The organism is Rhodococcus sp. NPDC059968, from assembly GCF_042738615.1.
GTDB lineage: Bacteria > Actinomycetota > Actinomycetes > Mycobacteriales > Mycobacteriaceae > Rhodococcus_F.
The window spans coordinates 102243-124643 of sequence record NZ_JBHWUE010000019.1 but is presented as its reverse complement, the minus strand read 5'-3'; the positions used below and the strand labels follow the sequence as shown (position 1 = coordinate 124643).

Sequence of the window (22401 nt, the reverse complement as noted above, 5' to 3'; positions counted from 1 at the left end):
ATCGTGATGCTGTGCCACGAAATGGCCAGGCAGATCGTTCACGAGCCAATCGTGGGAGCCGGGATCCGTATCACCGTCGAGCTCAGCGACAAAGGCTACGGACCCGCCGACCCCTACATCGACTGGATCAACACCTGCGACTACCTCGCACGCCGCGCCATCGACCAGGGCGACATCAGCCATGAGACAGATCCGGCAACCTTCGCGCGATTCGTGATCGGAGCGTTCACCGGTGTCCAAACCCTCTCACTGATCCACACCGGAGGAGCCGACCTCGAGGAACGCGTCGACGACATGTGGATGATGCTGCTACCTGGCATCATGCCCCGCTACCGACACCAGGACCTACGCAGAACCCGGAATGCACGCAGTGTTGGCCCTCCCGAGCAGTTCGGGCCGGTTTTCTCGGTGTAGGCCGTGGTCGGCGGGTGCCCGGACGGGCATCTCGCCAGCGCGTCTACTGCGCTCGAGAGTCCGTGATGGGGCGCGACGAGAACGGAGCGACCTTGAAATCGCGCCGAGGAGGCCATACGTGGCCACCAGTCCCCGACTTTGGGGTCCCCGATACGCCAGCATTGCCAGCATTGCCAGCAATGGAGGCGCATTCGAGATGACACGAACTCGTCGCCAGTGTTACCGGCTTTGCCAGCATTGCTTGCGATGCTGGTGTTCAATCACCCACCGGGCATGGGAGGGCGTGCCTAGGAACAGCGTGCTTGTATTAACTGCAAAGACAGTATTGGGGTATGAGACCGGCAGTAGGTGTCCTGCCAGCATTGCCGGTATTGCTGTCATAACGCCGTGAACTGCAGAAAAGCATTGCTGTTAATACTGTCTCGGGCGACACGCCCGATCAAACAGTAATGCTGGCAATAACGGTTTAACTGGTATCGTGCGCAATACCAGCAACACAGGTAACACCAGCAACGCCGGGAATGCCGTGACTACCAGCATTCCTTTGATTAGCGGTAATGCCAGCATTGACAGCGAAAAACCCGTTCCGGGGCAAGCAGGGAGAGATCAATGCCACCTCGCACGCAACCAGTCCCGCAACGCGATGCGACCGCGTTGCATCGTGTCATCGCGATCATCAACGGGAAGGGGGGAGTCTTCAAGACAACGCTGGCAGCGAATGAGGGTGGTCTGTTAGCAGCATCCGGTTACAAAGTGCTGATCGGCGATCTCGACCCCCAGGGCAACCTCGCCGAGGATCTGGGCTACACAGGCACCGAGGTCGACGATGAGGGACGGAATCTTGCGCAGGCGCTAGCTTTCGGTGAGCCACTCAATCCGGTCCGGGATATCCGTCCGAATCTTGATGTTCTTCCTGGTGGAACTCACCTTGAGCAGGCCACGGCAGCTCTGGCAGCGAAGGCATCGAAGGATCCTGACGGTGCGAAACTTGCACTTGCAGCGGCTCTGGCGCCCATTGCGGGGGACTACGACATGATCCTCCTCGACTGCCCTCCCGGGGACGAAACCCTTCAGACCGCTGCCGCCGCGGCAGCGCGATGGCTGCTGGTCCCGGTCAAGAGCGATGCATCGAGCAGGAAGGGAATGGCGGCCGTTGTACATCGACTCAACACCGTTCTTAGCGTAAATCCAGACCTAGACCTGCTTGGCGTCGTTCTGACAGGCGTGGGCACCTCTGCGACAACGGTTCAGAAGCAGGCTCGCCGCGCTATCGCCGACGCATTTGGCGGCAGCGAAGACGTCGTTTTCGACAAGACAGTGCGGCACTCCGAGGCAACAGCGCAGGCAACCCGTGAGCGCGGACTCCTTGTGCACGAGCTCGACGACATCGTTCGTAGCGGTCCGAAGTGGTACGAGGTGCTTCGCGGCGACGCAACGGCCGTAGATCTCGCGCCCAAGTCGTCGACCTCGGTTGCAGACGACCTTCTCGCGGTCACCGAGGAAATGGTTCGCCGCATCACGGCAGCCGAGACCGAAGAGGCCGCATCGTGAACGCACCGAACCGACAGATCAAGGGACTGCCGCCTCGGCCTAACGCCCCGGCGCGCGCCGTTACCCCCGATCTGTCGAACCTCCGCCGGCAGAACCGCATCGCCGAAACAACAGATCCACACCGAGAACTCTCACCAGAACCTGCGCCGCAACCGCCGGCGCAGCGAGAAAAGCGGCCAAGTAACAAGCCGACCACCGTCTACATCGCTCCCGATGTCCTACGGCAGGCACGGCTGGCGTTCAAAGCAACGCAGTCCGCGGAATCTGATCGCAACTGGTCCCACTTCGTGGAGAAGGCCCTCGCCGACGCAACACAACGGCGCGTCGCGCAACACAACGACGGCGAGGCATTCGGCGGGGAGGACACCCCCCTTCCGCCCGGCCGCCCGCTTGCCGACGACTAGCAGACGGATAAGCCCTAGATTTGCGGCCGACTGAAACAACACTGATTCGGGCCGTACAACCGACGCGCAACGCCCCGCAACACACGCAGCGGGGCCCGCCGGGAGTTGCAGCTCCGTGTTGGCGGGCCCCTCACCAGGAATCTGGAGGTTCCCAGCTATGGCAAACGATACAAGCCAGGATGCACCATCGTTTCGGACCAGCATGTTCGCACTGATCAGCGTTGCAGTGATGGCGCTGGCGATGGGCGCGCTGGCCTTCACGCTGTCGTTCGATTCGTTGCGGCAGCTCGCCGTTGAGATCGGTGTGCGCCCGGGCTTCTCCTGGATGGCGCCCGTTGCTATCGACATCGCGCAGGCTGCTGCAACGGTCGGTCTCGTTGAGCTGAAAGCCGAGAAGTACCGCACGGACCGCCGATTCTGCTTTGCGTTTGCCGTGGTGACCGTGGCGCTGAGCGTTGCAGGAAACGGCTACCACGCCTACCAGCTCGCAGTACGCAACGCTGCCCGCGTCGCCGCGGGGGAGGACCTCGGTTTCATCCCGCAACCAGCCCCCGCCGCACTGGGCATGGCGATGATCTTCCCGCTGCTCTGGCTGGGATTGCTGCACATGTTCACCGTGATGTTGCGAGCCCTGCGCGAAGAGCGTGCACACGCGTTGCAAGCGCCTACGGGCGAGCCCACACCGGTTATCGAGCGCGAAGCATCCGCCGCACCGGAAACCTACGCGGTTGCACCCGAAGCCACACCGGTGGCGCAACAGATCGAAGCAACCGCTGACCTCGACGCCACTCGAATCGGAAGCGTCAACGTCGTTGCGCCGCCCAAGCAACGGGCCGAACCCGTTGTGGCGCGGACCCACAACGGGTGGCCACAGACCCACGAAGGGCTGACCCAGTTCCTTAGGGAGTGCACGCTGCCCGGTCCGGTGAAGGAGGTTGCCGAAATGCTGGTGCGTGAACCGCACCTCAAGCAGGTCACTGTTGCGCAGCAGATCAACGTGGACCGATCCACAGTGTGCAGGCGATGGAAGGCGTTCGTTGCGGCCGCCGAAGACGAGGGCTTCACCGTGCCGCCACTGCCGCAGCCGTTCGACACCGAGATCGACTACCAGCCCGCACGAGAACTACAACCCGCATAGACATGGCGTTGCATGGCCGGAGCGAGCGACGTCAACGTTGGCAGCCGTCCGGCTCCGGCCAGCAACGCAGTTGTCACGTGATGAAACGGACGGCACCGCCTCTGCTGGGGCCTTCTCGTCCTCCTCGCGAGTGTTAGGCAGTCCAAGGGGCGAAGCGACATCCTGATCCCTTCCCAGTGAGAAGACGGTGATCAAATTGACCGACGCGATGCACGTTGCTCGCGACTGGGTCGTAGAACAACTCCGTTTCCCTCAACGCGCACCGCGTACAACAGCCGTCATCGCCTGGTCCACCGTCTCCGCAACAACCCAGTCGGCAGTCGCCGGCCTCTCAAACGCGATCATCGACCCGAACGAGCTCGTTGCACAGCCAACTTGGTGGCGCAGCATCACCGGCCGCCCCCGCGGATACCCGAAACTGACAACCGGACAGCGCGCAGAACTCCAACAAGCACACACATCGTTGCACTGGCCGTTGCGGGAGGAAGGACCCGAGATCCGCCTGGTTGCAGTCGCAGAGGACGTTGTTGCACGCGTCGTTTCCCACCCCGCATGGGCGCACCCGGTACTCGACGGACACCGCACCATCCTCGGGTTCATTATCGAGCTACACATGGTCGCTACCGCGGCATACGACCTTCTCCGCCTGCGCGCGAACACCCCAGAGGCCCCGGCCGACGACGGAACCCACAACCTCGCGAGAGCACGCGCCGAATGGGAACGCCGGCAGGTAGTCGCTTCCAAGGCGGAAGCCGGCCTCATCGACCGAGTCGCAGCACTCCACGCCTACGAGGCCGCGCTGACCCCCATCGCAACGAGCGTGCACAACCTCCGCGCTGTCACCGAGATGGCCACCGGGGGAGCCGACGTCGACCAGCTTTACGAACACATCGTCGGCGCCGAGTACTCAATCGAACGAACCTCAGCGCTACGAAACGACATCGACGACATCCGCGCAGCCCTCGAAGCCCAGGTCACCTACCTCGACAGTCTCATCGGACCACACCGTAATTCATGAGTGAGTGCATGCATGCACTCAAGTCAGTGCAGGGCGTCGTTGCGCAGCCGAGTTGGTGTGTTTGCAACGTCTTCGGATAACACGGCGCATCACCTACAACTACGAACCGATCAGCGTGCAACGCTTCAACCGGTGCGCAACTCGTTGCACTTGCCGTTGTGTGGAGGACCCCGAGGTCCGCCTCGTTGCAGTCACCCGGTCCGGTTGTTGTATCGGGTTGTTCCGCGCCTAGGCGGGTGGAGGGTAACCGAGGATGTCGGCCGCAGCTACGTTGCGCGCACTCCGTCACCGCCCCGCAGTACGGTCGGAATCGTGAACATACCTCTTTCCGACGCCGTAGATCGCTTCAAGCGTGAGCTGGGCGTGTCCGCTGCTGGCGGCCAGGACTGGTACCGGAAATGCGCGACCCGCCACGGCACCGTCTGGCTCGGCGATCACCGCATCGCCGCAGTCAAGCAGGGACGGCGGTGGATGGTCGCTGAGGCCGATTTGGAGGATGCGTTGATGAAGCACCGTGAGCAACGAGCCCACGTAGACCGGATGACCGCTGACTACGACTCACGGATCCTCCACCCAGGCACCGTGCAAATCGGCGGGGGCGGGTACACGGTGAAGGGCGACTTCCACTTCCTCTCGGACGATATGGCCCGTGCTCGCCTGCGAAGTAATGGCTTCTGGCGCTGCAACACGTGCTGGGACCCCGCTGCGACCGAGCGCAACGGCGAGGAGTGCCACCGCTGCCGGGACTGGAGCTCGTGTGGCAAAGACTGCACCCTCAGCCGGATCTACTGCTCCACCTGCGAGACGTCCGAGACGGTGTAGCGTCTGTCGCTCGGCCAGCAGGACGGACCGAGAGCCGGATAGTCTCGGGGCCACGGCGAATGCATGAGTGCATTCGTTCATTGCAGAAGACGATGCTGCCGCGACACCGCTCCGCGCTGACTTGCCGCCTTGTTCCAGCTGATGACGTCACTCAGTGGCCTGCAGGGGAGGTGGGTGATGACGTCACTCAGTGGCCTGCAGGGGAGGTGGGTGCGTTCCGTCGGGCCTTCTCGCGGGCGAGGTATTTGTACAGGCCGGGCTGACTGAGATTGAAGCGCTTTGTCAACTCTGCGATGGAGCGCCCCGCTTTGTGCAGGTCGTAGAGTTCCGACTGTTGCGCAGGGTTGAGGAGTGGTTTGCGGCCGGCGAAGCCGCCGGCAGCCTTACGGCGGGCGTTGCCCTCCATCGTGCGCAATCGAATCAGGCCGGACTCGAACTCGGCGAAGGTGGTCGACAACATCGCGAACACCGTTCGCCCGATCGGCTCCTGGGGGTCGTGGACCGTGCCGTCGAACATCAACAGCACATCGCGGGCCTGAAGATCGGTGGCGATCGCGCTGAGATCGGCGACCGAGCGGGCCAGTCGATCCAGCGAGGTGACGACCAGGGTGTCCCGCGCGGACAACCCCGACAAGGCCGCGGTCAGCGCTGGTCGGGGTCTGTCCGTGCCCGTCAGCCCGTGATCCACATGAATGGACTCACCGTCCACGCCTAACACCCGCAGCTGATCGCGCTGACCTTGTTCGTCATCCGCGGACGACGAACAGCGTGCGTACCCGATCAGCATCCCACCATCGTATTCTACGAATACACCCCTTATCCGAGAACGCTCTGGTTCTGGCGTTGGTGCTGTTCAGTCCAGCTTCCCGTTTGGACCGTCGGTGATCTCGTCAGTCCAATTTTCAACGCCGAGTCGGCGATGCCGGTCAGCTAAAAGGAAATCGAAGACCTCACTGTCGAGGCCCGACATGATGTACATGAATGACTCGATCTGGCCACCGATGTACTTCCGGGTGGAGTCGTCATCCGGATCTGTTCGCTCCCACATGTCGAAGAGCGTCATGAGCCGCGACCTGACATCGTCGCGAACTTGCTCCAAGCTGAGATTTGGATTGATCATTCGCAATTATGCCTGACTGTGAAGTCTGTCATCCGTTTCGGTGTACGAAGGGGTTATTTCTCGACGAAGAAATTCCCGTTCGTTGTATGGAAGCTCATTGAATGACTCATGTGCCGAGCGAATCATTGCGAAGAGGTCTTCTCTGTTGCTCGCTGCGCGTACGTTTGTCATGGCATCTCCGTTGTCATTGTCTGGTTATCTTCATTCGGTGCCAGCAGCGTTAATGCTGCTTCCTCACGCTTAGCCACTTCGCCCTGGTCGGTTAGAGCGCTAACTTTAGGAATCGCCAAGGAGCGAGCTTTCCTATCCCATCGAATTCGTTCACCAGTGGAGGTCTTCCTCTCATCCAAGACGCGAAACAGAGTGTCGTATCGACTCGGTGCTATGCCGATGAACGGTGAAAAATTCTTCACGCTTTCGCCATACATCGCTTCAGCTCGACTTTTTGGATAGGGCTCCAAGTAGACCACGTTCAAGCCCGCAGCCACAATGTGTTTCGCGCAACCATGGCAAGGATATGCGGTTACATAGATAGTCTGTCCTGGTGAAATGCCTCCACGTTCGAGAGCCGCGATCAATGCGGACATTTCTGCGTGAACTGTCAATTGGAACTCGACAAGGTCTCTGATTCGAGCCGTGTTCAATGAACCTTTTAATAGTTCACGGACGAACTCCTCTGGACGGGCAGCGAGCTTTTCGCGAGTTTCATCGTTGAGCGCATCGTCCTTCAAGGCGCGTAAAGTGTCGAGAACTAGCGAATTGATTTCATTGCTGCTTGCGTCGTAGGCGGGGGATTGATCGGGATCAGTCGGGTGGTGGTTGTAGCCGAGAGAAATTATGTGGTCATTGTCATCGACGATGGCGGCACCGACTTTGAGGCCGAGTTCCGAGGATCGGGTGCTGGACACATACGCAAGGTTCATGCCGAATTCCATTGGCTTCGGAGTTTTGTAATTAGGATCCCCGAAAAATAGGCTAAAAAATCGGCCTATTTGATCGCTAAGGTCTCCGTCATAATCGATGAAAACATCTGAACGAGGGAAAGCTTTGGCCACCTTCTGGCCGAACTTCCCTTCTTCTTTCTGATCGCGCTCCATAAGATCTGAGACAGTTCGATCGATTGTCTCTTTAGACTTAGAGAACTGTGAAGTGGCCAGCTTGTCAGCGAGTGCCCGATGCCGATTCGGCGTATTGGATTTCAGTCCAAATTGAACGTATCGGTCGCCGTAGATTCGCTGCAACAAGTCGACTTCCTCTGTGCGCTTTATGGAGTCGATCAGATAGGCGGTTCGCGGTAATGCTGTCCTCGGGCTACCGGTCTCTGCATTGCGGCGATAGAGGATCTCGGCGACTGCATAACAAGCGAAGGCGGCACTCGACTGGCGCGTCTCACACTCTTCGTCTCCAGCGTCGATTAGCGTTCGAATGCGCTCATCCTCCGGTGTGGTCGGAGAGATTGCGCCTTCCGGAAGGAGCTTACTGATCAGATCGCTGACCTTAATTACCTCAAGCGCATACGAGTAGTTCGCCAGATGGGTACGTAGCGCATCGACAAAGGTGTCTCCGTCGATGCCGAGCGGTCGGACAGTCGAGAAGATCAGCTCAGGCCCTTTGCGGGGCGGGTCAGTGCTCACGAGCACATCAAATCATCCCGGTATGACTTTCCTGCGCAGGGTGGAGCTGGCGTCGCCGCCAGTCGTCGGTGTCTTCGCCCGTGCCAAACGCCGGGGGGGCAGCAATCGACCCGCGTTGTGACACGCCCAACGGCTGAGCTCGTAGTTAGACTCAGTGATGAGTCGGCCCATCGCTGCTGGTCAGGGCCGTCGCTGACCTCTCGGAATCTTCCAAATTTAGTCTTCGTCCTTGACTGCAGAATCCAGACCGCGCCGCTACGGTGGCCCCACGTTCACCGGCTCCCGTACCAGTTACCACTGCGTTTCATCGGCATTCCGCATCGGCTCGACGTGCGGCCGGCGGCGCGAGCCCATCGACGATGCGGGACGGCCGCCAATTGGCGGTTGGAGTCGGAAACTGACGGGTCTGCTCCGCTCGACCTGCGGGATTCCGCCAGGCGGTGGTGGAGCCAGCGAGGTTCAAATGCAATTAATGCTGGCATTGCTTGCATTGCAGATGTCGATCTTTTCATGCCCCGTGCAGGGCCGATCATCTCGACGCTGCAGGTGGCTGGATATCTCAAGCGCGGCTTTCAGCCGGTACCTCAGTAATGACCGTTGTGATGCATGGATTGATGAGACACCGGTGCCGCGCCGCCTGCCCTCTTATGACCGAGGCTCGCCGAGAGCTGCGTCCGGCTCTGAGCAGCACATACACCACACCAAGTCGGTCGATGACGCGTGTCGGAAAACTATGTCGAAAAACCCTGCGGTTGGGTATTGTCGACACGTGCTGATCGGCTACGCCCGCGTCTCCAGCGCAGACCAGAACCCCGACCACCAGATCGATGTGCTGGTTCGCGCCGGGGTGGTCGCCGAGAACATCCACGCCGATCATGCGGGCGGAGCCGAAGCGTCACGACCCCAGCTCGATCTGGCGCTGACGCGGCTACGCGAGGGCGACGTCCTGGTGATCCCCCGGCTCGACCGGCTCGGACGGTCGGTGCTGCACCAGTCGCCAGCCATGGGTTGCCAGTCGTTCGCCCTGGTCACCCTCGCCGCCGAACTCCGTGAGCGGCATCGGCCTCAAGGTGCTCGAGCAGGGCATCGACACCGCCACCGCCGAGCGCCGCGCCATGTTCGGCATGTTGTCGGTGCTGGCCGAGCTCCAGCACGAGCTGATCGTGGCCAACACCCGAGACGGGCTGGCCGCCGCCCACGCCCGCGGCCGCAAGGGCGGCCGGCCGTCGAAGCTCAGCCCGGACCAGAGCGAACTCGCTCAACGCCTCTACGACGCAGGCGAGCACACCGTCGCCCAGATCGCGGGCATGTTGAAGGTGCCGCGCACCACGATCGTGTTCACGGACTGTACGAGCAGTTCCACGAACTGCGACGGACGAGGTCACGAACTCGAAAGAGGTCGTGACCTTGCGTTTTTTGTTGCCGAGAAACCACCGGTGTCCCACTTTGGGTGGCGAGAGGCTGCGGCGCCGTTTCACCGCGCTGTCGAGGTCACTCCAGTGCTTGCGTGCCGCACCGGTCGAGGTGGGTAGATTTCATGCGAAGGTGCGGGAGTATCGAGTCATCGGCGGCTGTCGGCGAGACTCAGAAGTAGCGGAAGGCGAATCGTGGCGCTCAAGAAGTCGGATCTGTACTCGTCACTGTGGGCAAGTTGCGATCAGCTTCGTGGCGGTATGGATGCCAGCCAGTACAAGGACTACATCCTGACTCTGCTGTTCGTGAAGTACGTGTCCGACAAGGCCAAGACCGATTCGAACAGCATCATCGAGGTACCCGAGGGCGGCTCCTTCGACGACATGCTCGTCGCAAAGGGCGACAAGGAGATCGGCGACCGCTTCAACAAGATCATCGCGAAGCTCGCCGATGCCAACGATCTGCGCAATGTCATCGACCAGGCCGACTTCAACGACGAGGAGAAGCTCGGCAAGGGCAAGGAGATGCAGGACCGCCTCTCCAAGCTGGTCACTATTTTCAATGACCTCGACTTCCGGGGCTCCCGCGCGGAGGGTGACGACCTGCTCGGTGACGCCTACGAGTACTTGATGCGCCATTTCGCCACCGAGTCCGGCAAGAGCAAGGGCCAGTTCTACACTCCGGCCGAGGTCTCCCGCATCCTCGCCAAGGTGGTCGGCATCGGGTCGAACACCCGTCAGGACCAGACCGTCTACGACCCCGCCTGTGGTTCCGGCTCACTGCTCCTCAAAGCGGCGGCCGAGGCACCCCGCGGCATGTCGATCTACGGCCAGGAGAAAGACAACGCCACCTGGGCACTGTCCAAGATGAACATGATCCTGCACGGCAACGAGATCGCCGAGATCGAAAAGGGCGACACCATCACCAGCCCGCAGTTCACCAAAGGCGATCACCTGCGGACCTTCGACTTCATCGTTATGAACCCGCCCTTCTCGGTGAAATCCTGGAACAACGGCCTCGAAAAGGACTACGGCCGTTTCGAATACGGCCGACCTCCGGAGAAGAACGGGGACTACGCCTTCCTGCTGCACGCGCTCACATCGCTCAAGAGCACCGGCAAGGCAGCGATCATCCTGCCGCACGGCGTGCTGTTCCGCGGCCACGCCGAAGCCACCATCCGCCGCAACCTGCTCAAACGAGGTTTCATCAAGGGTGTTATCGGCCTGCCGGCCAACCTGTTCTACGGCACCGGCATTCCCGCCTGCGTGGTCATCCTCGACAAGGAGAACGCGCAGGCGCGTACCGGAGTCTTTATGATCGACGCCTCCAAGGGCTTCATGAAGGACGGCAATAAGAATCGTCTACGCAGCCAGGACATCCACAAGGTCGTCGACACCTTCAACAAGCAGATCGAGATCGACCGCTACTCACGAATGGTGTCGATGAGCGAGATCACCGACATCAAAAACGACTACAACCTCAATATCCCGCGCTACATCGACTCATCCGAACCCGAGGACCTGCAGGATCTCAGCGCCCACCTGCACGGCGGCATCCCCGATCGCGACCTTGATGCACTCCAGAGCTACTGGGATGCCTTCCCGCAGTTGCGCGGGCAGATCTTTACTCCGAACCGGCCCGGCTACAGCGACCTCGCCATCGACATCAGCGCAGTGCAGCAGGCCATCTTCGACGCACCCGGCTTCCATAAGCTTCGCGATGAAGCCGCTGGCATCATCGAGGACTGGTTCGTCACGCACCGCGACGCACTCGCCGGGATCACTGCTGAAACGAAGCCGAACAACCTCATCGCAACCATCGGCGACGACCTGCTGGCTCGTTTCAAGCATATGCCACTGCTCGACGAGTACGACGTCTACGAGCAGCTCATGACATACTGGCACGACACCATGCACGACGACGTCTACCTGGTCATGGCCGACGGCTGGCTGAATGCTGCCAAACCACGCAAAACCATCGAAGACATGGTGCGCAAGCTCTCCGAGACGCCCGACCTGGTGGTCGGCTCGGGTCGTAGCGCCACAAAATACAAGATGGACCTCATCCCACCAGCACTGATCGTTGCGCGATACTTCGCCGACGAGCAGACCAGGATCGATGAACTCACTGCTGCCGCAGAGGAAGCCGCCCGCGCCGCAGAGGAGTACATCGAAGAGCATGCTGTGGAAGACGGACTCCTTGCTGACGCCATGGAGGACGACAAGATCTCCAAGGCGCTTGTCGCGGCACGACTGAAGAAGATCAAGACTGGCGGCGATCCTGACGAGATCAGGGCACTCCAGCACGCCACCAAGCTGTACAACGTGGAGGTGGCCGTGAAGAAGGCAGTCAAGGATGCCCGGTCCGATCTTGACCTTGCCGCACTCAAGAAGTACGGCGACCTGACCGAGCAGGATGTCAAGGCGCTTGTGCTCGACGACAAGTGGCGAGCCGTCGTCCTTCATCGCATTGTCGGAGAAGTCGAGGCACTCACACTCGACCTTGTTGCGCGCATTCAAGAAGTCGGTGAGCGATACGCCGAGACAGTCAGTGATCTCGACGGCGAGTTGCAAAACCTTGAGGCACGGGTTGTTGGCCACCTTGCAGCGATGGAGGTCAGGAAATGACGACATCAGTCGTTGCGTGGCCAACGAAGACACTCGCTGAACTTGGAGGCAAGGTCACCAGCGGCTCACGCGGATGGGCCGCACACTACTCAGAACATGGAAGCCTTTTCGTCCGCATCACAAACCTCACGCGAGATCGGATCCGTCTAGATCTCGCCAATCCTCGTTTTGTCGAGGTTGACCAACGGGACGCTGAAGCGATACGAACGCGGCTCGCGCCCGGTGACTTGCTCGTCTCTATCACCGCAGATATCGGTATCATCGGCTACGTCGATGAGGGCGTTCCGTCGCCCGCCTACATCAACCAGCACATCGCGCGAGTGCGCCTCGATCCGCATCTAGCGGATAGTCGATTTGTGGCTTACTACCTGTCCAGCTGGGGTCCGCAACGAGCCTTCGTCGGGTCGACAGACACAGGCGCCAAAGCTGGAATGAATCTCGCAACTGTCGCGAGATTGGAAACGGCAGTGCCGACTTTGGGTGAGCAGACGAAAATTGCAGAGGCGCTCGTTGACGTCGACGATCTGATCGCCACCCTTGAGCGCCTCATCGCCAAGAAGCAGGCGATCAAGCATGGCATGATGCAGCAGCTCCTGGCCGGCCGCACCCGCCTGCCAGGGTTCACTGGCGAGTGGACGGACATGCGCCTCGGTGACGTGCTGACCGTACGACACGGTCGTAACCAAAGGAGCGTAGAGAGTCGGGCGGGCACAGTCCCGATCTTGGCTACGGGCGGACAGATCGGTTGGGCTGATCGCCCACTGTATTCGAAGCCATCGGTTCTCATCGGTCGCAAGGGAACGATCGATCGACCGCAGTATCAGAGCCGTCCGTTCTGGACTGTCGACACGCTCTTCTACACCGAGATTGCGGCTGAGGCGGATCCACGGTTCCTCTACTACGTATTCCAGACCATCGACTGGCGATCCATGAACGAAGCGTCTGGCGTTCCAAGCCTCAGTTCCACGCGCATTGAGGGCGTGGAGGTACGGCTCCCTGACCTAGCCGAGCAGGTGACAATTCGTGAGGCGCTCGATGACGCAACTGCAGAGATCACGGCGCTCGATGCTCGGCTCACTAAGGTCCGTGCCATCAAGACCGGCATGATGCAGCAGCTTCTCACTGGCTGCGTGCGCCTGCGAGTGGAGGCCGCGTCATGAATACCGAGTGGGCGATCGAGCAGCTCGACGACTTCATAAAGGCCACCACGGTGACCTATATTCCCTCGCCCCCTAGCTCGATCGGTTTTCACAGCTATAAGACGGCGTCCTCGGAGGACGAGGTTGTCAAACGTGCCCAGGTTATTGAGCAGATACTTGACCGAGTAGTTCCGGGTTGGCGAAGCGAGATCACGAAGAAGGATCGACAGAAGTGGTCGGTCCATTACGAGGCGTCGATCCGAGCGCGGGAGGCGCTTCTTCGCGCGGACGAGGTGCGCAAGAACCTGGGTGAGGACGCGCCTGACCTGTCTGCGGCCGAGTTGCACCCATGGATCTGGGGCGGAGCGTCATCACTCTGGCGGTCTGGTCACTATCGCGAGGCTGTTGGTGGTGCGATTCGAAAGCTAAATGCCGAGACTCAAAACAAGGTGGGTCGTCGTGATGTGAGTGAGACCGACCTCTTCAAGCAGGCCTTCTCAATGGACGAGCCAAAGCCAGGCAAGTCGCGACTGCGCCGCATGAGGGATGATGGCGGCGACACCTACAGATCGGTGCAGCGTGGCGTTATGACCTTCGCGGAGGGTGTCTTTGCAGGGATCCGCAACCCGCTGAGCCATGAGGTCGACCAGGAACTGAGCGAGCAGGAGGCACTGGAGTACCTCGCCGCCCTCAGCGTGCTGGCTCGCTGGGTAGATCAGTCTGACGTGGAGTCAGTCTCATGAGCGACGTCGGACAGATTGAACGCAAAGCCCAGAACCGCGTCGTCGCACTGTTCCGCGACCGGCTCGGCTACGAGTGCCTCGGAAACTGGGAGTATCGCGAGCACAACTCGAACGTCGAGACCGACCTTCTCGTCCAGAACCTCAAGGCCCGCGGCTACGACGATAACTTGATCAACCGCGCCCTCGACCAGCTCGGCAAAGCGGCCTCGGTCGGTGCCGGCCACGACCTGTACGAGGCGAACAGGGACGTCTACGGGCTGCTGCGCTACGGCGTGAAGGTCAAGCCTGGTATCGGTGAACAGACTGAGACTGTTTGGCTGATCGACTGGGAGAACCCTGCGGTCAACCATTTCGTCGTCGTAGAGGAAGTCACTGTCCTCGGCGCGAACAACAAGCGCCCCGACGTCGTGCTGTACGTCAATGGCATCGCGCTGGCCACGATGGAACTAAAGCGATCCAAAGTTGCAGTCTCCGAAGGAATTCGGCAGACCATTGGTAACCAGCGACCCGAATTCATTCGACCGTTCTTCTCCACCGTGCAGTTCGTCTTCGCCGGCAACGACGTTGAAGGGCTGCGTTACGGCGTCATCGATACCCCGGAGAAGTACTGGCTGGAGTGGAAAGAGCCGTCGGACATCGACGAACCGCTTGACCGGGCACTGCTGCAGATGTGCGACAAGCAGCGGTTCCTCGAGCTCATCCACAACTTCATCGTCTTCGATGCGGGCGTCAAGAAGGGGCCGCGCCACAACCAGTACTTCGGTGTCAAAGCTGCCCAGGACCGCATCGCCAAGCGGGAAGGCGGCATCATCTGGCATACCCAGGGCTCCGGCAAATCCCTGACGATGGTGTGGCTGGCGAAGTGGATTCGCGAAAACCAGCCCGACGCACGGGTGTTGCTCATCACGGACCGCACCGAACTCGACGAACAGATCGAGAAGGTGTTCAACGGTGTCAGCGAGAAGATCTATCGCACCAAGAGCGGCGCCGACCTCATCGGCTCACTCAACGCGAGCGAGGAGTGGCTGATCGGTTCGCTCGTCCACAAGTTCCGCGCCGACGGCAGCGAAGTTGAGCGTGATGAGGCGACCGCCGAGTTCATCAAGGAACTGCGCGCTCGTATCCCGAAGGACTTCAAGGCTAAAGGCAACATCTTCGTCTTCGTCGACGAAGCCCACCGGACCCAGTCCGGCAAGATGCACGAGGCCATGAAGGCGCTCGTGCCGGAGGCGATGTTCATTGGCTTCACCGGCACCCCGCTGCTGAAGGCCGACAAGGCCACCAGCATCGAGACGTTCGGCTCGTTCATCCACACCTACAAGCTCGACGAGGCGGTCGAGGACGGTGTCGTGCTCGAGCTGCGCTACGAGGCCCGCAACATCGACCAAAATCTGAAGTCGTCGTCCAAGGTCGACGACTGGTTCGAGGCCAAAACTAAGGGGATGACCGACCTCAGCAAGGCCGAGCTTAAAAAGCGTTGGGGCACCATGCAGAAGGTCCTCACCAGCAAGTCCCGCGCCGGGGAAATCGTCAACGACATCTTGCTCGACATGGAGACCAAGCCGCGCCTGCTGGACGGTCGCGGCAACGCCATACTGGTCGGGTCGAGCATCTACCAGGCATGCAAATTCTACGAGCTGCTCTGCGACGCCGGCTTCAAAGGCAAGTGCGCGATCGTGACCAGCTACGTCCCGAACGCCGGCGACATCTCCAAGGAGGACGCCGGCGCCGGAAAGACGGAAAAGATCCGCCAGTACGAGATCTATCGCAAGATGCTGGCAGACTACTTCGACGAACCCGAAGATACGGCCATGAAGAAGGTCGAGGAGTTCGAGAAGGCGGTCAAGAAGCAGTTCATCGAGAACCCCGGCCAGATGCGCCTGCTGATCGTGGTCGACAAGCTGCTGACCGGCTTCGACGCACCGAGCGCCACCTACCTATACATCGACAAGAAGATGCAGAACCACGGCCTGTTCCAGGCTGTGTGCCGGGTCAACCGCCTCGACGGCGACGACAAGGACCACGGCTACATCGTCGACTACCAGGATCTGTTCAACTCGCTCGAATCCGCGATCACCGACTACACCTCCGGCGTCCTCGACGGCTACGAGAAGGAGGACATCGAGGGGCTCCTCATCGACCGTGTCGAGAAGGCACGGGAGAGTCTCGACGACGCCCTTGAACACATCCGAGCTCTCGTCGAAGCCGTTGCGCCACCGAAGAACACGTTGCAGTACCAGCAATACTTCTGCGCGGCGGAGCAGGGCAACATAGAGCAGCTCAAGGCCAACGAGCCAAAGCGGGTCGCGCTGTACAAAGCGGTCGCTGCGGTCACCCGCGCCTACAGCAACATCGTCAACGAGATGACCGCCGCCGGCTACAGCCCGACTGAGACGGAAGCGATCAAGAAGGAGATCGCGCATTACGTTGACGTGCGCGCCGAGGTGAAGCTCGGGGCCGGTGAGGACGTCGACTTCAAGCAGTACGAGGCCGGCATGCGGTTCCTGCTCGACACCTACATTCAGGCCGGCGCCTCAGAAGTGGTCTCCGACTTCGCGGATACGGGGCTGATCGACCTGATCGTCAAGCTTGGTGGTGCCGGGGCGATCGACAAGCTGCCTGCCGGGATCAAGAAAGATCCCGAGGCGGTCGCCGAGACAATTGCCAACAACATGCGCAAGGTGATCGTCGACGAGCGGGCGATGAACCCGAAGTACTACGACAAGATGAGTGAACTGCTCGACGCGATCATCGAACAGCGTCGCCAGCAGGCCATCGACTACCGGGAGTACTTGGCCAAGCTCCTCAACGCGGCCAAGAAGCTCGGCAGCAAGGACTCCGACACCCAGTATCCCGACTGGGCAGACAACGGTGCGCGTCGGGCGCTGATCGACTTCGGCTGGCCGGACCCGGTGACGCCGATCCAGGTGGACACCGCGGTCATGACGAGCAAGCCTTACGACTGGGTGGGCAATACGATGAAGGAGAAGGTCGTCAGACGGGCGATCAAGAGTGTCCTTCCCGATGACTTCGACCGACTCGACGAGCTGTTCGACCTGGTGAAGGCGAGGAATGAGTACCGCTAAGGCGTATCTCACCGTCCGCGGCATCGATATCGATGTCGTCTACAAGGATATCAAGAACCTGCACATCGGCGTCTACCCGCCGATGGGTCGCGTCCGCGTCGCCGCCCCGGAGCGATTCGACGACGACCAGGTCCGCCTGGCGATCATCCAGCGGCTGTCGTGGATCAGACGGCAGCGCGACAAGCTGCGCTCGGCCGAGCGGCAGTCCGAGCGGGAAATGGTGACTGGCGAATCGCACTTCGTGTGGGGGCTCCGGCGCCGGCTCACCGTCGTCGAACGTCCCGGCCGAGCCCACCTCGAGATCGACGCAAGCCGGCTAGTGCTCTATACCCCTGTCGATACCTCGACCGAGAAACGCCGCGACTACCTGGACCGCTGGTACCGGGCACAGCTACGGCAGGCGATCCCCGACCTCATCGCAAAGTGGGAGCGTGAGCTCGGAGTGAGCGTGCCTCAGTGGACAATCCGGCGGATGAAAACCAAATGGGGATCGTGCAACCGCGAAACCCGGCATCTGTGGTTCAACGTCGAACTCGCCAAGAAGCACCCGGACTGCCTGGAATACATCGTCGGTCACGAGATGATGCACTACTTCGAACGCCACCACGGGGAACGGTTCACGGCGTTGATGGATCGGCATCTACCGGATTGGCGGCAGCGCCGCGACCTACTCAACGGCGCGCCTCTCGGCCACGAATCATGGCTCTGAGTTACTGGGCTCCGAAAATTGCCACGCGCCCAGCCGCAGATCACTTACGACAAGGGTTCGTTGCGTCTGGTCAGGATCAGGATGCGTCTGTCAAATACCACCCCGGCAGTTGGCCACGCTTGACGCGCTGCCCCAACGCTCAGCAACGACCCGTATCCGCCATTGGGACTCACCCTGCTCCGTTGGGCCGAAACGAACTGGGCTGCACGGTCCGATAGCACCCGTCCGATGAAGAATCCCGAATCGGGGCGACGAACGGGACAGCGGTGATCGGCTCTGGATAGTTATGCGCTGTTTCGGGTTGTCTCTCAATCGGTCATTACTGAGACGTCGATCAGTGAGACATCAGAAGGGGATGGTCCTCAGGTCAGGCGGCGAGAGTAAAAAGGGTCTTCGCAATCACCACGATGGCTGCAAGCCCGAACATCGCGAGACCGAAGACCCAAACGCCGAATATGCGCCTCAGTGGTATCAGGTTGCCGATCCAGTCAGCATCCAGACCCTCGATTCGCGCTTCGCTCGGAATGCTGTGCTGTGCGCGCCCCAAGCGCCCGCGCCGAGTTCCTGTTGTTCAAAGCGCTCCAGCCAGAGTGTGCGTCGTGCAGTTCGGCTTGGCGATGTCGCGCCATGAGCATGATTGATATGACCGCCACGGTTAACGAGAGCAACGAGGAGACGATCCAGGTAACGCCACTCCCGGGCGCAACGATATGTGACTTGGATCACATCGTTCTAGATGGCGACTCCGAGACCGTAGGTGAGATTCGTGAAGAAGGCTCGGCTACTGCTACGAGGGGAGGCCGGCCGAGGACGTGCTGAGCGCCTGCCCAACTCTGTTTACCACATGGTGACCCCCGATGGTCCTTCGGTGCGATGACCGACATCTGCGTCCGGAGAGCAGTGGTGGGAATGGAACGTTCAGTGATGAGAATCCGCATGATAGAGGGATCGCATCAGTCGAAGTCGCCGGTACGACGCCGAGCCGTAGGTATGAACTGCGAAGCAGCGAACAGGATCAGCATGCCGCTCCAAATTGCCCCAAAACTCAAGGCGAAGGCTGCCGAGAAGTGGATGGCTGCACTGGCAGGCCATCTCTACCCGGGCGAGTTCGTATGGGCCCTGGCGAGGACTACTGTGATGCGTCCGCCGTGCGATGGCTTGGCAGTTACCAATGCGCGGGTGCTTGCGTTCTCCGGCCGCGATGTAGCGGCCAAGGGGCCTAAGCGAGCAGTCGACGCCGACAACATCTCGCGATTCGACCTGCCAACATTTGGGGCAGCGAAACAGCTGGTGATCACGACGAGGGACAACCAGCGGCTGTACTTCGGCATACTCCAGGACGCAGATGTGGCCTTCGTCAGTCACTACGTCCACCACCTAGGCAGGGTAGGAAGGGCCGACCTGCCCCCCGGCATGCGCGGAGCACACCAGCCGAAGCAGGAGGCATCCGGAGCCGAACCCGGCGCCGCCATACAACCCAAATCCGACACCTCCGCAGACGCCCAACGCGAAACCGAGGAACGCGCCGCGGCCGACCAGCCTGTAGGTCCCGCGCCCAACGGTCAAAAGTCCACCAAGGCTGGGAAGGTTCTGCTGGGTATCGCTGTGTTCGTAGCGCTGCTTTGCCTCGTAGGACTTCTGGCGGCGATAACAACCGACGAGGAAGGCCTCAACCCAGAGGCGGCTGTTCCCAACGTAGCTGGTCAAAACCTTTCGGAAGCAATGGATTTGCTGGCTAGCACCGGCCTTCAGGTGGAAACGATCGACGCCTCGGGCAATGACCGAACAGTCATAGTGGAGAGCAACTGGCAAGTCGTCACTCAGTCGATTGTTGCTGGTGATCGAGTAGGGGATCGGAAGGAGATAGTCCTCGGAGTTCTCAAACACGACGAGATACCAGTATCCACACCTGCAGAACAATCAGAACCTGAAGTGAGCGCAATAGCACCCACGACGACGGCGATCCCGACCACGACGACGGCGATCCCGACCACGACGACGGCGATCCCGACCACGACGACGGCGATCCCGACCACGACGACGGCGATCCCGACCACGACGGACCCGGCTCCCCGGTTCTCCGGATCGATGGTGCGAGCACGCGGAGTGACAAGGGAACATCTAGGCGGGCAGTCGAACGTGCGCTTCGTGGCAGGAACCGACGACATTAATCAGATTAAGGACCTTACGGAACAGTGCATCGATTACTTCCTCAAGAGCACGCGGGCTGCCTACTGCTATGGCTATGGAAATGACGCGGATTTCGAGGTAAAGACACCGGATTGGACGCCAGAATTCGACTCCACTGCCTTCGGAGGATCCAGGCCCTGTTGGATCACGTTCGGTGGGCAACCCCCTGCGGGGCCTGATTCCAGGAAACCGACTCAAGTAACCGAGGAGTACGAGTACAGAGGGGTGCTTCAGTGCCCTGGAACTGTGCAATTTCCGTGATAGGCCAATATCGCTTAGTTTCGTGTTACTAGTGAAGAATCGGAGCGACGAACGGGGCAGTTTGACCTGCATTGGATAGGATAGTTATCCGCTAGTTCGGGTCGTCTCTCATTCGTTCGTTTCTGGCGCACTGATTCCGTGAGTACACACCAATCGAGGCGGTGGTGGAGCTGCAAGCGGAAGCGATTCGAATGCAATGAATGCTGGTATTGCTTGCATTGCAGAGGCCGGTCTCTTGGGCTGCGCGGGGCGGATCATCTTGACGTGGCAGGACCAGATGTCTCGAGCAAGCTTTCAGTCGATGTGGGTGTTTCCTCACTGGGGCGGTGCCTCAGTAATGGCCGTTTCCGAGACGCGGATGAGTGAGACACCACATCCCTGCCAAGGGTCGCGAGTGTCGTCGCGGCCGTATGCATAGCAGTGGTTCGGGGGGTCGTCGTAGACGGCGAGGTCACTCGAGGCGCCGACGTCACCGCCGACGAATCGGTTCCGGCTGCGACATCCTTCGCCAGAGCGGCGAACCAATCGGCCACGAACTGCGCTGCGGACTGCCCCGTCGCTGTCACCGGTGTCGCCGGATCTGCCCGCGGTTCGGTCACAGATGCTTCGACCAGGTGCCAGCCGGGTGATGGTGGTCGACGCTCAACAGGCTGAGATTTCGGAAGAGCCCACTTCCAGAGCGCTTCCCTCGAGATAATGACTGATATGTGGGATACAGCTACTTTCGGAAGCATCGCAGCAATCGTGAGCTGCCTCTTAGCTTCAGCCAGTATCGTGATCTCCATTGCAGCGATCCGCGTGGCAGGCCCCGGCCTCAAAGTCGAAACTTATCGCTCCACGGACGACGGGTACACCTATTTCGACTGCTTCAACAATCGGCGGGGGTCAATAACGTTGTATGGCCTGCGTTTTCAAGCTAACGATATGTACTCGTACCACGGATACACTAGGTGGTACGAGCGAGAACTCACGCTCGAAGGCCCGTCTTTCCCTTACAGGATGGAAGGAAACTCACACGAATCCTGGAGGACGCTAAGCGAGAGCCTCATCGACCCCGACTACACGCAGGCAGCTCGACTACTCATACGAGCAGGCAGACGGACTAAGTGTTTTAGCGTCAAACCGGATAGCCCTCGAAACCGCGCCCGTGTAGAGGGTTGGGGCATGATGGACAGCCAAAAAGATGACATACGTAAGAAGGGTGACGATCAACCACCGGCCGGATAACTCAAGTTCAGGGCGGCGCTGGTGGGCCCGTCGAACTGCGAGTCGAACGGGGTGACCTGCATGGCAGGCCGAGCGCTGGCACTCATGTCGATGATTCTTGGCGTTCTTGGTGTTCTTGTCAGTCTCGCCGCGCTTAACCGCCAGCTCGGATGGGGCATCCAATGGGGCCCAGCCGGGCAGTGGGTAAGCGGAATTGCAACGACCGCAGCTCTTGTCTTGACCCTCTATAACGTCGTGGTCGCACTACGTCGGCGAAACGAGGATGAAGCAGAAAAGTCGGAGCGGGCGCGACGTAGAGCGCAACAGGTCGTCGTCAGGGTCGTAGCGGTAGCAGACCCGCCGAGCTTTCACTTCGGGGGATGGCACGGGGCTGGCTGGCTCGTGACGTTGACAAATATGGGCGATTCCCCTATCTATTTTGTTCGGTGGTTCGAGTTCCTAATTGTCCGTCCATCGGCGCATTCCACCCCCGCGCACACGCCGTTCCTCACCTATTACCCCGATGATCAGGAGCTTGCAGTTATTAACCCTGGACTTGGCATACGGGCAGTCGTAAGCGACAGCAGCGAGATAGTGAATTCGCATCGTTTAGTCCCGTTCGCCGAATTCACTGACGATGCGGGTTACGCGCTTTGCTACGACGTGTCCGAACCTGAATTTCCTGCCCAAGTAGTGGGCAGGTGGTCGGTCAAGGACGCGGGAAGGAAGTCCTATCCTCGTGATCAGTCTGTGCTCGCGCCGTACTTCGAAGACGCAGGTAGATCGTCTGACTCGAACTGAAGAATGACCTATGGTCCCCAGCCGGTGAAGAATCCCGGATCGGGGGGCGGCGAACGGGGCGCCGGTTGTTCCACATTGGATAGTTATTCGCCACTTCGGGTCGTCTCTCATTCGTTCGTTTCCGA

General features: G+C 60.3%; 18 protein-coding genes and 2 pseudogenes. 15 read left to right on the top strand and 5 right to left on the bottom strand.

Annotated elements, in window-relative coordinates; translation table 11 throughout:
* The 6 genes and pseudogenes from ACFWAY_RS18130 to ACFWAY_RS18105 form a co-directional block, all read left to right on the top strand.
* Positions 1-414, top strand: a pseudogene (locus ACFWAY_RS18130) (TetR/AcrR family transcriptional regulator); the annotation flags it as partial.
* Positions 415-1023: 609 nt separating this feature from the next.
* Entirely contained in the window at positions 1024-1965 is a 942-nt protein-coding gene (locus ACFWAY_RS18125; RefSeq protein ID WP_378511519.1) for a ParA family protein, read from the top strand.
* Positions 1962-2369 carry a hypothetical protein gene (locus ACFWAY_RS18120; protein WP_378511518.1) on the top strand — a complete coding sequence of 136 codons (408 nt, stop codon included), beginning with the start codon at positions 1962-1964 and terminating at the stop codon, positions 2367-2369. Before ACFWAY_RS18125 ends, ACFWAY_RS18120 begins: the two co-directional genes overlap by 4 nt.
* 157 nt (positions 2370-2526) lie before the next feature.
* Positions 2527-3507 (top strand): DUF2637 domain-containing protein, encoded by a 981-nt coding sequence (locus tag ACFWAY_RS18115; protein WP_378511517.1) that lies wholly within the window; start codon positions 2527-2529, stop codon positions 3505-3507.
* A 187-nt stretch (positions 3508-3694) separates the two neighbouring features.
* Positions 3695-4525 carry a hypothetical protein gene (locus ACFWAY_RS18110; RefSeq protein WP_378511516.1) on the top strand — a complete coding sequence of 277 codons (831 nt, stop codon included), beginning with the start codon at positions 3695-3697 and terminating at the stop codon, positions 4523-4525.
* 312 nt (positions 4526-4837) lie between these two features.
* Complete coding sequence (locus ACFWAY_RS18105; RefSeq protein ID WP_378511515.1) at positions 4838-5347, top strand: hypothetical protein; 510 nt, start codon at positions 4838-4840, stop codon at positions 5345-5347.
* Positions 5348-5534: 187 nt separating this feature from the next.
* On the opposite strand, the gene ACFWAY_RS18100 is transcribed toward ACFWAY_RS18105, so the two are convergent.
* From ACFWAY_RS18100 to ACFWAY_RS18090, 3 genes are all read right to left on the bottom strand, one after another.
* Positions 5535-6134, bottom strand: a complete 600-nt coding sequence (locus tag ACFWAY_RS18100; protein WP_378511514.1) for a recombinase family protein — start codon at positions 6132-6134, stop codon at positions 5535-5537.
* A gap of 66 nt (positions 6135-6200) precedes the next feature.
* Positions 6201-6410 carry a hypothetical protein gene (locus ACFWAY_RS18095; protein WP_378511513.1) on the bottom strand — a complete coding sequence of 70 codons (210 nt, stop codon included), beginning with the start codon at positions 6408-6410 and terminating at the stop codon, positions 6201-6203.
* A gap of 224 nt (positions 6411-6634) precedes the next feature.
* A complete protein-coding gene (locus ACFWAY_RS18090) occupies positions 6635-8101 on the bottom strand; it encodes a deaminase (protein ID WP_378511512.1) in 1467 nt (488 codons plus the stop codon).
* Positions 8102-8564: 463 nt separating this feature from the next.
* Between ACFWAY_RS18090 and ACFWAY_RS18085 the strand changes: the two are divergent.
* A pseudogene (locus tag ACFWAY_RS18085) lies at positions 8565-9038 on the top strand (recombinase family protein); the annotation flags it as partial.
* Here ACFWAY_RS18085 and ACFWAY_RS18080 read toward each other — a convergent pair.
* Complete coding sequence (locus ACFWAY_RS18080; protein WP_378511511.1) at positions 9030-9161, bottom strand: hypothetical protein; 132 nt, start codon at positions 9159-9161, stop codon at positions 9030-9032. The pseudogene ACFWAY_RS18085 and the gene ACFWAY_RS18080 overlap by 9 nt on opposite strands.
* Here ACFWAY_RS18080 and ACFWAY_RS18075 point away from each other — a divergent pair.
* The 6 genes from ACFWAY_RS18075 to ACFWAY_RS18050 all read left to right on the top strand — a co-directional run bounded on the left by ACFWAY_RS18075 (position 9151) and on the right by ACFWAY_RS18050 (position 17818).
* The gene (locus tag ACFWAY_RS18075) at positions 9151-9633 is read left to right on the top strand and encodes a recombinase family protein (protein ID WP_378511510.1); all 483 of its coding nucleotides are present in this window, start codon (positions 9151-9153) and stop codon (positions 9631-9633) included. The genes ACFWAY_RS18080 and ACFWAY_RS18075 overlap by 11 nt on opposite strands.
* A gap of 75 nt (positions 9634-9708) precedes the next feature.
* On the top strand, positions 9709-12141 hold the full coding sequence (locus ACFWAY_RS18070) for a type I restriction-modification system subunit M (RefSeq protein WP_378511509.1): 2433 nt from the start codon (positions 9709-9711) through the stop codon (positions 12139-12141).
* Positions 12138-13301, top strand: a complete 1164-nt coding sequence (locus tag ACFWAY_RS18065; protein WP_378511508.1) for a restriction endonuclease subunit S — start codon at positions 12138-12140, stop codon at positions 13299-13301. Before ACFWAY_RS18070 ends, ACFWAY_RS18065 begins: the two co-directional genes overlap by 4 nt.
* Entirely contained in the window at positions 13298-14023 is a 726-nt protein-coding gene (locus tag ACFWAY_RS18060; RefSeq protein WP_378511507.1) for a TIGR02391 family protein, read from the top strand. The genes ACFWAY_RS18065 and ACFWAY_RS18060 overlap by 4 nt, the downstream gene beginning before the upstream one ends.
* Positions 14020-17109 (top strand): type I restriction endonuclease subunit R, encoded by a 3090-nt coding sequence (locus ACFWAY_RS18055; RefSeq protein WP_378511506.1) that lies wholly within the window; start codon positions 14020-14022, stop codon positions 17107-17109. The genes ACFWAY_RS18060 and ACFWAY_RS18055 overlap by 4 nt, the downstream gene beginning before the upstream one ends.
* The gene (locus tag ACFWAY_RS18050; protein ID WP_378511505.1) at positions 17096-17818 is read left to right on the top strand and encodes a M48 family metallopeptidase; all 723 of its coding nucleotides are present in this window, start codon (positions 17096-17098) and stop codon (positions 17816-17818) included. The genes ACFWAY_RS18055 and ACFWAY_RS18050 overlap by 14 nt, the downstream gene beginning before the upstream one ends.
* A 367-nt stretch (positions 17819-18185) precedes the next feature.
* On the opposite strand, the gene ACFWAY_RS18045 is transcribed toward ACFWAY_RS18050, so the two are convergent.
* The gene (locus tag ACFWAY_RS18045; protein WP_378511504.1) at positions 18186-18365 is read right to left on the bottom strand and encodes a hypothetical protein; all 180 of its coding nucleotides are present in this window, start codon (positions 18363-18365) and stop codon (positions 18186-18188) included.
* Between the two features lie 473 nt (positions 18366-18838).
* On the opposite strand from ACFWAY_RS18045, the gene ACFWAY_RS18040 reads away from it, so the two are divergent.
* Together ACFWAY_RS18040 and ACFWAY_RS18035 are read left to right on the top strand one after the other, a co-directional pair.
* On the top strand, positions 18839-20269 hold the full coding sequence (locus ACFWAY_RS18040; RefSeq protein WP_378511503.1) for a PASTA domain-containing protein: 1431 nt from the start codon (positions 18839-18841) through the stop codon (positions 20267-20269).
* A gap of 1311 nt (positions 20270-21580) precedes the next feature.
* Positions 21581-22276, top strand: coding sequence for a hypothetical protein (locus ACFWAY_RS18035; protein ID WP_378511502.1), 696 nt, complete (start codon positions 21581-21583; stop codon positions 22274-22276).
* Positions 22277-22401 lie beyond the last annotated feature (125 nt).